This is a genomic window from Pontibacter beigongshangensis (assembly GCF_014332515.1).
GTDB lineage: Bacteria > Bacteroidota > Bacteroidia > Cytophagales > Hymenobacteraceae > Pontibacter > Pontibacter beigongshangensis.
Genome location: NZ_VFSD01000022.1, coordinates 90,317 through 106,284, shown reverse-complemented (window position 1 = coordinate 106,284; position 15,968 = coordinate 90,317). Strand labels below are relative to the sequence as shown.

Annotated in this window: 6 protein-coding genes; all 6 read left to right on the top strand. The window is 52.7% G+C overall.

Annotated features, from left to right (window positions below):
* Nucleotides 1–808: 808 nt before the first annotated feature.
* Nucleotides 809–3,664 carry a TIM-barrel domain-containing protein gene (locus tag FJM74_RS17115; RefSeq protein WP_187263854.1) on the top strand — a complete coding sequence of 952 codons (2,856 nt, stop codon included), beginning with the start codon at nt 809–811 and terminating at the stop codon, nt 3,662–3,664.
* A gap of 313 nt (nt 3,665–3,977) precedes the next feature.
* Nucleotides 3,978–7,055, top strand: a complete 3,078-nt coding sequence (locus FJM74_RS17110; protein ID WP_187263853.1) for a SusC/RagA family TonB-linked outer membrane protein — start codon at nt 3,978–3,980, stop codon at nt 7,053–7,055.
* Nucleotides 7,056–7,074: 19 nt separating this feature from the next.
* A complete protein-coding gene (locus tag FJM74_RS17105) occupies nt 7,075–8,667 on the top strand; it encodes a RagB/SusD family nutrient uptake outer membrane protein (RefSeq protein ID WP_187263852.1) in 1,593 nt (530 codons plus the stop codon).
* 35 nt (nt 8,668–8,702) lie between these two features.
* Nucleotides 8,703–10,085 carry a hypothetical protein gene (locus tag FJM74_RS17100; RefSeq protein WP_187263851.1) on the top strand — a complete coding sequence of 461 codons (1,383 nt, stop codon included), beginning with the start codon at nt 8,703–8,705 and terminating at the stop codon, nt 10,083–10,085.
* A gap of 557 nt (nt 10,086–10,642) precedes the next feature.
* The gene (gene galB / locus FJM74_RS17095; protein WP_206684057.1) at nt 10,643–13,111 is read left to right on the top strand and encodes a beta-galactosidase GalB; all 2,469 of its coding nucleotides are present in this window, start codon (nt 10,643–10,645) and stop codon (nt 13,109–13,111) included.
* A 469-nt stretch (nt 13,112–13,580) separates the two neighbouring features.
* Nucleotides 13,581–15,947: a T9SS type A sorting domain-containing protein gene (locus FJM74_RS17090; protein ID WP_187263850.1), complete on the top strand. Its 2,367-nt coding sequence runs from the start codon at nt 13,581–13,583 to the stop codon at nt 15,945–15,947.
* Nucleotides 15,948–15,968 lie beyond the last annotated feature (21 nt).

Below are 15,968 nucleotides of genomic sequence, written 5' to 3'. Positions count from 1 at the left end.
TCCTTATCCTGCCAATCCTCTAATCCTGTACATCTTGATTCAGACAAACATCCTTTCCAAAATACTGCTTCTCATGATGCTGCTCCAGCAGTACCTCTTTCAGGTAACCACCTTAACCCAGCAGCACCAGAAACAGCAGAACTCACCGGAAGGCAATTTTTATTACAATAATTTAAGTTGTGCGGTAGTTACTCTAAAGAAGGATTGCGTCGGGTAGCGACAAAGCAGATAATTTGCCAGGTGCACCGAATGAAAATAAACTGTTTGAGCGTTCAGCGAGTTCAAAATCGTCTTGATTTTTTTGGTTCTTTTTGTATCAAGACAAAAAGAACAAAGACACGGGCAATGAAACGAATTTCCTCTGCTGTCACCGAAAGAAAGCTGCTATGCTAATTTAGACTACCAAGCTAATAGCTTCTGCTTTTGCCTCTTGCCCACAAGACCCTTTCAGGATGACAAAAAGTGGGGCGGTGGAAATAGCCATTATCCATTATCGGCTGCCGCACAACTTGAGTTAGAATAATTGCTGATGGTTTGTTGCTGAAAGGTGGGTACAACACATTATCCGCGAAACAAATCATCCTGCCAATCCTAAAATCCTGTAAACCTTGATTCTGACAAATATCCCTCTCAAAAAGCCCCAAATACGCCTTTTTTCGGCTGTTAACATCCCAGCCACACAATAGAAACATTTGATACCCTGCTCAAAGCTTTCCGCTCTTTACATTTGTGTACTTATGTTAGTTAGCCCTACGCCCGGCGCAGCAGCAACTAACAGTCTAGATTACACACTGTTATTTAAAGCAGCATGAAAATAAAGTACACACTTTTAGCGATTCTGGTTTTTGCCCTCACATCTTTCCGGAACCCGGCTGTTCTCAGTTATCAGAAGCTGGCCGATGGGGTGCTGGTGAAGCTCAACAAGGAGCAGCCAGGGGATCCGCAATATGTAAAGATACGCATCGTGTCTGACAAAATTATACAGGTGGTGGCTACACCGGACAGTGAACCGGGCGAACCGAAAAGCCTGATGGTGGTGCGTGGAGAGAAGGCAACACCCGCCTGGGAGCTGAAAGAGAATAAGGAGTCGCTGACGGTACAGACCAAGGAGTTGCGCGTGGAAGTGTCGGCCAGCACAGGAGAGCTTGCTTTTTTCGATAAGAATGGCCGGGAGGTACTAAAGGAGGCGAACAACGGACACCAGCCGTTTAGTGAAGTAACCTACGGCACTACGCCCATGTACCAGCTGCACAAAGCCTTTCAGGTAGCCGACGACGAGGCATTTTACGGGCTGGGGCAGCACCAGGCAGGCCTCATGAACTACCGGGGCTGGCAGGTGGACCTGACACAGTATAACTCGGTGGCAGCCGTGCCTTTTATGGTATCGAGCAAAAACTACGGCATTCTCTGGGACAATAACTCCATCACGAAGTTTGGCGATGTCCGCCCTTACCGGCAATTGTCGGCCCTAACGCTCTATGACAAAGACCAAAAGCCCGGAGCGCTGACTGCGACGTACATCTCTGCCGAGAAATCAGGCATAGCACCTATTGTGCGGCCTGAGAAGGAGATCTATTACGAGTTCCTGCAGCAGCAGCAAGACTTTCCGGAGGGCTATTCGCTGCAGGGGGGCAAAGTGCTGTGGGAAGGTTTTGTGCAGTCGGACGAGACCGGCACGCACCGCTTCCTGATGCCCGGCTCAGGCTATGTAAAGGTGTGGCTGGATGACAAACTGCTGCTTGACAGATGGCGCGAAGCCTGGAACCCGGGCTTCTCCGTTTTTAAACACGACCTGAAGAAAGGGCAGAAATATGCCCTGAAGATAGAGTGGCTGCCCGATGGCGGGCAATCTTATATTGCGCTCCGGTATTTGCCACCTCTTCCGGCAGAAGATGTGAACAAAGTTGCTTTCGCCTCCGAGGGTGGCGATGAACTGAACTACTATTTTGTGTATGGCGAAAACCTGGATGAGGTGGTGAGCGGTTACCGAACCCTGACGGGCAAAGCACAGATCATGCCCAAGTGGGCCATGGGTTTCTGGCAGAGCCGCGAGCGCTACAAAACACAGGATGAACTGCTCAGCGTAGCCCAGGAATTTCGCAGGCGCCAGATCCCGATAGACAACATCGTACTCGACTGGTCTTACTGGGAAGAGGATCAATGGGGAAGCCAGGAATTCGACAAAAGCCGTTTCCCGGATGCGGAGGGCATGATCAAAAAGCTGCACGACCAGAACTTTAAGCTCATGATCTCGGTGTGGCCCAAGTTCTACGAAGGCATCGAGAACTACAAATTGTTCGACTCGAAAGGGCTGCTATATACGGCAAGCATTGAGCAGGGCGTTAAGGACTGGATCGGCAAAGGCTATGTGTCAACTTTTTACGATGCCTTTCATCCGGAAGGCCGCGAAATGTTCTGGCAGCTGCTCAAGAAGAACCTGCACAGCAAAGGCGTAGATGCCTGGTGGCTCGATGCCACAGAGCCCGATATTCTATCCAACACCACCATAGAGCACCGCAAGCAACTGATGGGGCCAACCTACCTGGGGCCATCAGAGAAATACTTCAACGCTTACCCGCTCATGAACGCCAAAGCCATCTTTGAAGGGCAGCGGCGGGACTTCCCTGAAGAGCGTGTGTTCATCCTGACCCGCTCGGCCTTCGGGGGCCTGCAGCGCTACGGGGCCGCCATCTGGAGCGGCGACATAGCGTCCACGTTTGAGGAACTGGGTCGCCAGATACCGGCAGGTCTAAATGCCTCGCTTTCCGGCATCCCTTACTGGACCATGGACATAGGCGGCTTTTTTGTGGAGGACAAATACGACCGGCCGGCTCCGAAAGGCGATGCCCTGGAGGAGTGGCGGGAGCTGAACACGCGCTGGTACCAGTACGGCACCTTTACACCGCTCTACCGGTCGCACGGGCAGACGCCATACCGGGAGGTCTTCAACATTGCCCCCGAAAATCATAAGGCGTACCAGTCTATTGTGTACTACAACAAGCTGCGTTACCGCCTGATGCCATACATCTATTCGCTCACTGGACAGGTGTACCACCAGGATGGCACACTTATGCGGCCGTTGGTGATGGATTTCGGGCAGGACAGGAACGTGCACAACATCGGCGACCAGTTTATGTTCGGGCCGAGCCTGCTCATTAACCCGGTGTACGAGCGCCACGCCACCACCAGAACCTTGTACCTGCCGGCAGGAAACGGCTGGTACAACCTCCACAATGGCCAGTACCAGCAGGGCGGGCAGCAGATAACCGCGCCTGCTCCTTACGAAACCATGCCCATCTATGTGAAAACCGGTGCCATCGTACCTTTCGGCCCTGACCTGCAATACACCTCCGAGAAGCCTGCCGAAACCATTACGCTCTATGTGTATGGCGGCCAGGATGGCAAGTTTGACCTGTACGAAGACGAGAACACCAATTACAATTACGAGAAAGGAGCCTTTTCCAACATCCCGATTACCTACCACGAAGCCTCCAAGCAATTAACCATCGGCAAGCGTGAAGGCAGTTTTGAGGGCATGCTCCAGAACCGCACCTTTAACATCGTGTACATCAGCCAGAACAAGCCCCGCGGGCTCAACTTCGAGGCAAAGCCGGATCAGGTGGTAAAATACACCGGGAAGGCCAAAACCGTGAAGCTCAGGTAGCAGCAAATTAATGTGCTGATGTGCTAATTATCTGATTTGAAGATGTGGAAATGGAGTTACACGCCTGGTGTTGTCCTCCTGGAAGTCAAAGACCCCGAATTTGATCCGAGAATCTTGTCAGGGAGTAGCACGCAAAGGAAGCTGTGAGAACATCCTGTACATCCTCCTTTAATCCTGAAAATCTTGATTCAGGCAAAAGAACCCTACCTCTATCATCTGGCATCTGGAAAAGCCTCGGGAGGGACATTTTCATTAGAATAATTGCGGAACAGAACCTACAATAATATTACCTAACAATTTAAGCTATCAGTATATGAAAAAAATAATTTTACTAAGCTGGCTCCTTTGTTGGTGCGGGATAGCTGTCGCCCAGCAAACGGTTAGGGGCCGCGTAACCTCACAGGACGATGGCAGCGGGTTGCCGGGTGTAAGTGTTCGTGTGAAAGACAATGCCACCGTAGGGGCCATAACCGATATAGACGGCAGTTTCGAACTACGGCTTCCTGTTGGAAACGAAACACTGGTCGTGTCCTATACTGGTTTTGTGACACAGGAAATTCAGGTAAACAACCGTAGCCAGCTCAACATCAGCCTGGCGCAGAACTCGCAGGTGCTCGATGAAGTGGTGGTGGTAGGTTACGGCGTGCAGCAGAAAAAGCTGGTCACAGGCGCTACGGCCCAGGTTAAGGGCGAAGACATCCAGAAGCAGAGCACCACCAACGCGCTGCAGGCATTACAAGGCCAGGCACCGGGTGTGCAGATCACCTCTACTTCCGGCCAGCCGGGAGAGGGCATGCGGGTGCTGATCCGGGGCTTAGGCACGATAGGCAACTCAGGTCCGCTTTATGTAGTGGATGGCGTGCTGACAACCAACATCGATTTCCTGAACCCGGCCGACATCGCCTCTATCGATGTGCTGAAAGACGCTGCCTCTGCCGCTATCTATGGCTCGCAGGCGGCAAACGGTGTGGTCCTGATCACCACCAGGCAGGGAACCGCCGGCCAGCCAGCCCGCATTACCTTCGACTCCTACTACGGTGTGCAGCATGTGGCCCGCAAAGCCAGTCTGTTAAATTCCAGGGAGTATGCCTCTATTATGAACGAAGCGGCCGTGAACTCCGGTAAGCTGCCCTACTTCACGAACCAGCAAATTGCAACCATGGGAGAGGGTACCAACTGGATGGACGAGATGTTTGTAAAGAACGCCCTAACCCAGAACTACTCACTGGGTGCGCAGGGTGGTTCCGAAAATTCAACTTACTCCACGGCCTTGTCTTACACCTCGCAGGAAGGCGTTGTGGGCGGCAAAGACCTCTCTAATTATGAGCGCTATAACTTCCGCATCAACTCAGAGCACAAACTCTACAAAGAGGTGCTTAAAATAGGCCAGCACCTCAACTTTGCCTACATCAACAACAATGGCATAGGCGTAGGCAACCAGTACAACAACTCGCTGCGCGGCGCTTTTAACACCAGCCCTTTTGTGCCGATGTTCGACGAGGATGGCAATTTTTACGACAACAGCAACTCCACCTGGAACACCGGCGAGGCCAACCCTTATGCCACCATGGTATACAACAACCAGAACCGCAGAAATAACCAGCGGCTCTTGGGTGATGCTTACCTCGTACTAGAGCCGATCAAGAACCTCCGCTTCCGGACAAGCCTGGGCCTGGATATGCATGCCAACGAAAACCAGTCCTATTCACCTATCTACAACTTGTCGGTATACTCGTTCAACCTCTTTAACAGAGTGAACCAGTCGATGGGGAAAGGCAGGACCGTGCTATTCGACAACCTGCTGAGCTACAACTTTAAGGCGGCCCAAGACCATGATTTTGAGGTGATGATAGGCTCCTCAGCCTTCCAGAACTGGAGCACCAGCATCTCGGGCACGAACCGCGACCTGATCATTTCGGACCTGCGCTATGCCTGGCTCTCGAATGCCACCAACACTTTAGGCGCTCCCTATATGAGTGTGGGCGGCGGCCCATCTCCTGAAGACAAACGGATGTCGTATTTTGGGCGGCTGAACTATAATTACAAAGAGAAGTACCTGCTCAACGCCACTTTCAGGGCAGACGCTTCTTCCAGGTTTGCCAAAGGGAACCGCTGGGGCTATTTTCCGTCCGTTTCGGCCGGTTGGATACTGACAGAAGAAGACTTCCTGACGGGCACCCAGAACTGGATGGATTATTTTAAGCTCCGTGCCAGCTGGGGCCAGGTGGGCAACCAGAACATAGATTTCTTCCAGTACCTGGCGCCGGTTGCCTTTACCAACGCCAACTATATTTTCGGACCTGAGGAAGGCGAACTTACTCCAGGTGCCTACCCTAGCCGGCTTGGCAACGAGAGCGTTAAGTGGGAAACCTCCGAGCAAACCAATATTGGTTTCGATTCCCGTTTCTTTAACGGCAAGGTAGATGTGAGCTTCGACTGGTACAACAAGGTCACCAAAGACTGGCTCATCAGGGCGCCGATTCTGGCCACGGCTGGTGCCGATGCTCCTTTTATAAACGGCGGCAACGTGCGCAACAGAGGGGTAGAGCTGGGTATCCGGTTCAACAACTCTGTAGGCGACTTTAACTACAGCCTGGGTATCAACGGTGCCTACAACAAAAACAAAGTAGGTGTTATTCCTACTGAAGATGGCATCATCCATGGCAATAACAACCTGCTGTTCAATAACTCCACTGAGTTTAATAGAGCACAGAACGGCTTCCCGATTGGCTACTTCTGGGGCTTCAAAACCGATGGTATTTTTCAGACTGAAGAAGAAGTGGCCGGCTACCGCTCTGGCGAGAACCGCGTAATTCAGCCAAATGCCAGACCCGGCGATGTGCGTTACGTGGATATTAATGGCGACGGGGTGATCAACGAGCAGGACAAAACCATGATCGGTAACCCGAACCCGGAGTACGTTTTCGGTTTTACGATGGCTGCTGATTACAAAGGCTTCGATATTTCTGTACTCACTTCTGGCGTGGCCGGCAACCAGTTGGTGCAGTCGTACCGCAACCAGGCCGACCCATATGCCAACCACTCTACTGCTATACTGGGTCGTTGGCACGGGCCGGGTTCCTCTACCACCATGCCGCGCGTAACAGAGGATGCCCGCAACTGGACCAACTTCTCGGACCTGTACCTGCACGATGGCGATTTTCTGCGCATCAGCAACGTAACGGTTGGCTACGATTTCGGCAAGTTGTTCAAGAAGAGCTACCTGAGCCAGGTGCGCATTTATGCCTCTGCCCTGAACCTCTACACCTTCACCAAATATAACGGCATGGATCCTGAGATCGGTTATTCCGAAGGTTTTTCACAGGGCATCGATTTGGGTTATTACCCACGTCCGAGAACCTACATGATGGGAGCCAATATTAGATTCTAACACATCGACAAGAAGAAAAATGAAAAAGCTAAAGATACTTGCATTGTCGTTGGGCCTGCTCTCGCTGGGGGCTTGTGGCGACGATTTTATAGACGCAGAACCACTTACTACCCTGACGGAAGCCAATTTCTACAGAACGCCTGCCGATGCCGACAGAGCCCTAGTAGGCTGCTACGATGGGCTGCAGCGTGTCTGGTCTGATGGGATCAGTTTTCCGTTAGCGTCTGAGATTTTCTCTGATAACTGCTTTGGAGGCACCGGCAACGCCGACGGGTTCGGTTACCAGGCCATCGACGAGTTCGACAGGCTGCGTTCGCCCTCTGACCAGAACCTGTTCGAAGCAAACTGGCGTGATTACTACCGTGCCATTTACCGCTGCAACATGCTGCTGAGCAAGCTCGACCAGATAGAGTGGGGGAATGATGCAGACCAGAGAAAGGTGGTGGAGTCGGAGGCCAGGTTCCTGCGTGCTTACCTGTACTTCGACATGGTGCGGCTGTGGGGAAATATTCCACTGCTAACGGCACCATCTGCCGAAAACCTGCCACAGGCTAACCCCGATGAAGTGTATAAGGTAATTGCCGAAGACCTGAAATTTGCAGCTGACAACCTGCCTGCCACCGCTTATGGTGCACAAAATCCTGCCACACGTGGCAGAGTAACCAAGTGGGCCGCTGAGGCGCTGGTGGGTCGTGTGTTTCTCTACTACACCGGCTACTATGGAAAACCCGATCTGGTAGGTGTTGTTAGCAAAGCCCAGGCATTGAACTACCTCGAAGATGTGATCAGCAATGGCGGGTTCGGGCTGGTAGAAGATTTTGCGCATCTGTGGCCTGCTGCCTCTGTAAACAACTATGCCGGAGAAGACAACAAAGAAACCGTTTTCGCCATTAAATACTCCTTCACCAGCAACTACGATGGCAACACCGATGGCAACCACTGGATGGTGATGTTTGGCATGCGGGAGCAGTTCAGCTATCCTTACGGCAATGGCTGGGGAGGTGGCACGGTTAACCCGAAGCTCTGGAACGCCTACTCTGACAACGACAGCCGCAAAGTAGCTTCCATCATCTCCATCGCCGGTGAGAACATCGACTTTAAAAATAAGAACAAGCAGCGCGAGTACACTGGCCTATATGTGAAAAAGTATGCCCCGATGGTAGATGAGGAAGGGAACAGCCTGGCGGTAAACCGAGGTGGCGCCAACTTCATGATCGGCCAGTACCAGGATTACGTGGCCATACGCTACGCCGATGTGCTGCTGATGGCTGCCGAGCTGGGAAGCCCCAGCGCCCAGACTTATTTTGACGCGGTGAGAAAGCGGGCTTATGGCAGTAATTTCAGTGCCTTGTCTGTATCGCAGGCTAACCTCATGGAAGAGCGACGGCTGGAATTTGCATTTGAAGGCATCCGCTATTGGGATCTACTCCGCCAGGGCGTAAACACCGCAGCAGGCATTATTGCAGAAACTACCACGCTGGAAAACGGCGGAGCACCTGTCACCAAAAGCATAGCCGCCAGTAAGATCATCGAGACAAAGGGCCTGCAACAGATTCCTGCTAACCAGGTAACCTTGTCGAGCAACACGCTGAAACAGAATATAGGTTGGTAACCAGGTTCAAACCAGAACCCAAAAAAGATAAGCAGATGAAACGGATAAAAATACTGTTGTATACACTGCTGGCACCCCTGTTTTTTTTAACAGCGTGCCAGGACGATAATTACGAGTTGGGCAGGATGCTCGACAAATCAGAGATCAAATTCAGAGTGGAGCAGCCCCGCAATATAGATCCAGGCGGCAATACCGTGATCCTGATCAACGAAACGCCCGGCACCCTCTCGATGTGGGATTACGGCACCGGCCGCTCCGACCGCAGAGTCGATACCGTGCGGTTTGCCTTTCAGGGCGAATATGTCATCAAGTTCTCTGCCGCTACGGCAGGTGGTATTGTGGAGATGGACCCGGTAACCATTCAGATAACCCAGGATAACTTGAACTACGTGGATGACCCGCTCTGGGCTGCCCTTTCAGGTGGCGTAGGCAGCGAAAAAACCTGGATACTGGACATAGAGGCCAAGTATTTTGATGGCCCACTCTATTTTTATGGCACCGACAATGGCTGGGAAGGCGCCTGTATGAAAGATGGCGGCGACTGCTGGAACTGGAACCCCGATTATGCCGGTAACACCTGGCTGATGGAGGCTGGTGATTATGGTACCATGACCTTCAACCTGAAAAACGGGCCTTTTGTGACCGTAGAACATAAGATGCTACCCAACCGGGGCACAGAGCGCGGCACTTACTTTCTGGATGTGAACTCCAAAACCCTCACCATGACCGATGCCACCCCACTGCACAACTCCGGCAATGATGGCTGCGTGGCAGCCTGGGGCAACATAAAACTGCTGTCGCTTACTGAAAGTGCCATGCAACTTGCGGTGTTGCGAACTTCCTGCGAAGGGCCTGCGCTACTGGTGTATAACTATGTATCGAAAGAATACAGTGATAGCTGGGTACCCGAAGAACCAGCAGAAACCGGACCCGACGAAGGCTTTGATCCTGAATTTGCACCGGGCCAACTACTTAACATGCTCACTGGCGGCGCCTCCTCCGGCCGGGTATGGAACCTCGATGCCAGCGGAAACCCCGTAGACTGGATTGTAGGCGGCAAAGGCTGGACTGAATCAGCTGCTTCTTCCAGCGACTGGGGCTGGAACACCAGCTGGGAAACAGCCGTAGCCAGTTCCTGGATTCGCTTCGACCGTTTTGGCGGCACCCAGAACTACACCCGCCACCAGAAAGGCACTACCACCACCGGCACCTTTGCCCTAAACGAGGAGACGAACGAAATTACCCTCAGCAACAACACGCTCCTGCAGAACCCTGACAGCTGGATGAACCCGACAACCAATACCCTGAAAGTGGTCAAAGCCTTCCCGGACGACTTCCAAACCAAAGGCATCTGGTTCGGCACCAGCTACGATGCCGGCAAGGACGAATGGCTGGCTTTCCATTATGTGATTCCGTAGAGCTTGAATCGCTTTGAAAGCTACTCTGCTTTGCTCGTAATTAATTCAATAATTGAAGTCATTCCGAGATTGTCGGGGAAACTATCAGGTACCAGTTTAGCCGAAATAGTTCCTTCCACTACGCTCATGACAACCGTAAGTGTTAAGCAATGGCCGCCGCCGCAGAGAAGTCTGGAAGGCTGTTTTCATTCAAATAATTTGTCTGAATCAGAATTTGCAGAATTTTAGATTGGCCAGAATGGTAAGTATTGTCTGTCGGAAATTTTCCACTGCCAGTATTCTTTCTTCATTCTGAAAATTTTAAAATTCTGCAAATTCTGATTCAGACAATAAGAGCATGTTTAAATATTCAATTTCTGAAATATTAATAGCCCTTAATATGAATTATTTAACCTGAATTGATATGGAAAATTACATTTTTCATACCTAAAAATTGCTTTAAGGGGTAGTAAACATCTGTCTTCACTAATATTTAAACATGCTCTAAATGATTTTCAAATAGTTTTAACTTTTATCTATTTTATATTATCTACAATCTAGTAGCATCTTCCAGAAAAATGCATAGAACCACCTTGTTACCAGCACCCGAACGCATAACCTTGTTTGTGGCAGTAGCCATGCTGCTTGGCATGTTTTCCTGCACATCTGCCAAGCCCGAGGGCGGGGCAGAAGCCAATGCCCGTACCCGCTCCGACTTCACCAAAGACTGGACCTTCAGCCTGGGCGAGCAGCAGGGGGCGCAGGAGCCGGAGTTTAACGATGCCGGCTGGCGCAAACTGAACCTGCCGCACGATTGGAGCATAGAAGGCAGCTTCAGCGAGAGTCACCCGGCCGGTACAGGCGGAGGGGCCCTGCCCGGCGGCATTGGCTGGTACCGCAAATCCTTTACCCTGACCGAAGACGATAAAGGCAAGGTTTTTTACATCGATTTTGATGGGGTGTACATGAACAGCGAAGTCTGGGTTAACGGGCAGCACCTGGGCAAGCGGCCTAACGGCTACATCTCCTTCCGATACGACCTCACGCCGCACCTGCAATATGGCAACACTGCCAACGTCATTGCCGTGAAGGTAGACAACTCGCAGCAACCCAACTCCCGCTGGTACTCCGGCTCCGGCATTTACCGCAATGTGTGGCTCACCAAGTTTAACCCGGTGCATGTGGCGCATTGGGGCACCTACGTTACCACGCCACATGTAAGCGAGCAGGCAGCCACGGTGGCTGTCAGCATCAAAATAAATAACCGCTCCGGCCAGAGCGGCCGGTTTGCGTTAAGCAACATTATTTACGATGCAGCCGGTAAAGAAGTAATGCGTGTAAAATCGGATGAGGTGCAATTAACCCAATCCGAAAATGAGGTGACCCAGGAGCTGACCGTCTCTAACCCAACGCTATGGTCGGTGGAGGAGCCTTACCTCTACAAAGTGGTGACGCTGGTGGAGCAGGAGGGCAAGATCGTGGACAATTACGAAACGCCATTGGGCATCCGCTACTTCAATTTCGATGTGGCCAAAGGGTTCTCGCTCAATGGCAAACCCATGAAGATACTGGGCGTTTGTAACCACCACGATTTAGGTGCCTTGGGTGCCGCCATCAATACACGGGCGCTGGAGCGGCAGCTGGAAATACTGCGGGGCATGGGCGTCAACAGCATCCGCACGGCCCACAACCCACCCGCGCCCGAACTGCTCGATCTCTGCGATAAAATGGGTATTCTGGTGATGGATGAGGTATTTGACATGTGGAAGAAGGAGAAAAGCAAGTTCGATTACAGTCACAGCTGGGACGAGTGGCACAAACGCGACCTGCAGGATTTTATCCTGCGCGACCGCAACCACCCGAGCATTATTGTCTGGAGCATTGGCAACGAGATTCCGGAGCAGTGGGGCCCCGAAGGAACACCGATTGCCACAGAACTGGCGGGCATCGTGAAAAGCCTCGACAACACCCGGCCTATTACGGCCGGCCTGAACGAGCCTTATCCCTACAACTCTATCTATAAATCTGGTGAACTGGACCTGGTGGGCTTTAACTACCACCACGAAGATTTCGAGAAGTTTCCGCAGAGCTTTCCGGGCCAGAAATTTATCGCCACCGAAACCACCTCCGCCCTCGCCACCCGCGGCAGCTACGATATGCCCTCCGACAGCATCCGCCGCTGGCCCTATAAGTGGGATGAGCCTTTTACGGACGGTAACAAGGACCTCACCGTTTCGGCCTACGACAATGTGAGCACTCCCTGGGGCTCTACCCACGAAGAGACCTGGAAACTGATCAAGAAGCACGACTACCTCTCCGGCATGTATATCTGGACCGGCTTCGATTATCTGGGAGAGCCCACACCATACGGCTGGCCCGCCCGCAGCTCTTACTTTGGGGTGGTAGACCTGGCCGGCTTCCCGAAAGACACTTACTACATGTACAAAAGCGAGTGGACCAGCGAACCGGTGCTGCACATATTCCCGCACTGGAACTGGCAACCCGGCAAAACCGTGGATGTATGGGCTTACTACAACAATGCCGACGAGGTGGAGTTGTTCCTGAACGACCAGTCGCTGGGTATTAAAAGGAAGCAGAACGACGACCTGCACGTGATGTGGCGTGTGCCCTACCAGCCCGGAACCTTAAGAGCCGTTTCCAGAAAAGGCGAGGAAGAAGTGCTGACCAAAGAAATCAGAACAGCCGGAGCAGCAGCTAAAATTGTGCTCGAGGTAGACCGGGAAAACTTACAGGCAGATGGCAAAGACCTGGCTTTTGTAACCGTCAGGATTGAGGACAAAGACGGAAACCTGGTGCCCCGCGCCGACAACCTGGTGCAGTTTAAGGTAGACGGAAAAGCCACCATCGCCGGCGTAGACAACGGCCTTCAAACCAGCATGGAACCCTTTAAAGCCGACAAGCGAAAAGCCTTTAAAGGCCTTTGCCTCGCCATCCTGCAGGCACAGGAAGAAACCGGAACTGTTAAATGCACGGTCACCTCCGAGGGGCTGGAGAGTGCCAGCGTCACGATAAAAATAACCAGGTAAGCATGCAGACGCACCTCCCGCGGGCGCTCATAACCCCAGACGCCTGGCAGCCGGGGCAGCAGCAATTAAATGCCTCTGGAGGGGCTAAATCATTAGAATAATTTAATTGCTGATCGTTAAATGGTTAATTGAAGATGTGAAGATTTGGAAATGAATTGCCAGCGCAAGCTCAGAAAACTCTTAACTCTTAACTCTTTAAAAGGTCTTGTGCCTTGAGTTGTACCACCTGATACGAGTATCGTGATACGTGATGCCTATGTCCTGTATCCTGAAAAAGCCTCGGAAGGGCCTTTTTTATTCAAATAATTGCTTCTGAACTCCTCCGGCAATACACTGTGCAACCATAGTCTTTAATTACTAATTTGGTGAAGATCCTATGAAGATAAATCTATTTATTTCAAAGCAACCAGGGCTCGCCAAATCACTTCAGAAAAGCCTGCGTCTGCTGGTACTATGCTGCTGTATGGGCATGGCTCAAGGCAGGGCCCAGTCCAGTGAAACCTACCACTGGAGAAATGTGCAGATAAACGGCGGTGGCTTTGTGACAGGCATCATCTATAACCAAACAGAGAAAGACCTGCTCTATGCCCGCACCGATGTTGGTGGGGCCTACCGCTGGAATGCCGCCACTGCTAGCTGGGTTCCGTTACTCGACCACCTGAACCGCACCGAAGAGAACTACACCGGTGTGCTCAGCCTGGCTACAGACCCTGTAGATCCGGACAGGCTGTATCTGGCTACCGGCCTTTACTCACAATCCTGGGCTGGCACTGCCGCTATTTTATCTTCTACAGACAGAGGAAACACCTGGACCAGGAGCCCGCTCTCCATAAAACTGGGCGGGAACGAAGACGGACGCTCCACTGGCGAGCGGCTGCAGGTGGACCCCAACCGGAACAGTACCCTCTTCCTGGGCACCACCACCGACGGTCTCTGGAAGAGCACCAACTACGGAGTTACCTGGGCTAAAGTCACAAGTTTTCCGGTTAGCAGCATGGCTCCGGCCGCCGGAGGCATTGCTTTCGTGTTGTTCGACAAAGGCTCCGGAACAGCCGGGGCTGCCACACAAACCATCTATGTCGGTGTTTTAAGGAAGGGAGGAGAAAACCTCTACCGTAGCACCGATGCTGGTGCCACCTGGGCGGCCGTGCCCAACCAGATAACCAATTTGATGCCTCACCAGGCAGCTTTGGCAGCAGATGGCACCCTGTACATCACCTATGCCGATGGCCCCGGGCCAAACGGGGTTACTGCAGGCGCTGTCCGGAAACTCAACACCGCCACCGGCAACTGGACCACCCTCGCCTTGCCGGCTGGTCAGGGCGGTTTTGCAGGACTGGCACTTGATCCGCAGCAACCGGGCACCCTCATGGTGTCGACCCTGAACAGGTGGTGGCCCCGCGATGAAGTGTATCGCAGCACCGATGCCGGCACTACCTGGCGTCCGCTGCTCGAAACAGCCACCTACGACCATAGCGCAGCACCTTATGCAGCCGCTTCGAACCCACACTGGCTCGCGGACCTGGCCATAGATCCCTTCAACAGCAACAAAAGTTGGTTCGTGACTGGCTACGGTGTTTTCAACAGCACCAACCTGGCAGGAGCAAATCAGCAGCAGCCTGTAAACTGGGTGTTTCAGAACAAAGGCCTGGAAGAGACAGTGCCCCTGAAGCTCATTAGTCCGCCTGCCGGAGCGCATCTGCTTAGTGCCCTGGGCGATATAGACGGTTTCCGCCACGATAACCTGGATGAATCGCCTGTGGCCGGCCGGCTTGCACCCCGCTACGGTACCAACACCTGGATAGACTTCGCTGCCAACCTACCTGCTTTTATGGTGCGCACTCATTTCCAGTCCGAGGCTCATTTCGGCGCTTTCTCTACCGATGGTGGTACCTCCTGGGCTCCTTTTGCCAGCCACCCGGCAGGCGTAACCGGAGGTGGCAATATTGCCGTTACCGCCGATGGCGCAGCCATGGTCTGGGCTCCTGCCGGCGTTTCCTCTGTGTATCAGTCGGCCAACAGGAGCGCATCCTGGGCAGTGCCGGCAGGGGCGGGCAAGGCCAACCTGAAAGTGGCTGCTGACCGTGTAAATGCCAATAAAGTGTACGCGTACGATGCCATGGCAGGGCAGGTGCTGGTGAGCACGAACAAAGGAGCGAACTTTGCGGCAGGCACCAGCGGCTTGCCTATCGTAGCCGACTGGCAGCTTTGGGCCTCCATGGTTTACCCGGCTCCGGGTGTGGAAGGCGATATCTGGCTCACCAACACAGTCAGTGGGCTTTACCGCTCCACCAACTCAGGTGGCAGCTTTGCTAAAGTGAGCAATGTGCAGGAGGCGACAAAAGTGGGCTTCGGGAAAGCAGCAGCAGGCAGTACGTATCCGGCCGTGTTTATAGTGGGGAAGGTGAACAACATCGTTGGCTTTTTCCGTTCCGACGATGCCGGGGCCACCTGGCTGCAGCTAAACGATACGCAGCACCAGTTTGGCGGAATAAACGACATCACCGGCGACCCGCGCATCTTCGGCCGTGTTTACCTCGCCACCAGCGGCAGAGGCATCGTGTACGGCGATATACAGCACACAACTTCCCTATTGGCCGATTCCCTGGAAACCGACCTGAATATTGCATACTGGCCAAACCCATTTGCGCAGGAGCTGCACCTGCAGTCCTCCCTTGCTTTTAATTACAAAATCGTGAATTTGGTCGGTCAGTTGGTAGAGGCAGGATCCTGTGCAGGGGCCTGTGAGATCGGAGCAGCCCTGCCACCCGGTATTTACCTGCTCACCTTTACACAGAAGAACCATACCCGCACCGTCCGGATCATGAAAAAATAAGAAGAGAGTGTGCTGGCAGCA

What these genes read in the sequence shown, in the direction of transcription:
- FJM74_RS17115 (WP_187263854.1), top strand. Translation starts at nt 809, where the DNA reads ATGAAAATAAAGTACACACTTTTAGCGATTCTGGTTTTTGCCCTCACA.
- FJM74_RS17110 (WP_187263853.1), top strand. Translation starts at nt 3,978, where the DNA reads ATGAAAAAAATAATTTTACTAAGCTGGCTCCTTTGTTGGTGCGGGATA.
- FJM74_RS17105 (WP_187263852.1), top strand. Translation starts at nt 7,075, where the DNA reads ATGAAAAAGCTAAAGATACTTGCATTGTCGTTGGGCCTGCTCTCGCTG.
- FJM74_RS17100 (WP_187263851.1), top strand. Translation starts at nt 8,703, where the DNA reads ATGAAACGGATAAAAATACTGTTGTATACACTGCTGGCACCCCTGTTT.
- galB (WP_206684057.1), top strand. Translation starts at nt 10,643, where the DNA reads ATGCATAGAACCACCTTGTTACCAGCACCCGAACGCATAACCTTGTTT.
- FJM74_RS17090 (WP_187263850.1), top strand. Translation starts at nt 13,581, where the DNA reads ATGGCTCAAGGCAGGGCCCAGTCCAGTGAAACCTACCACTGGAGAAAT.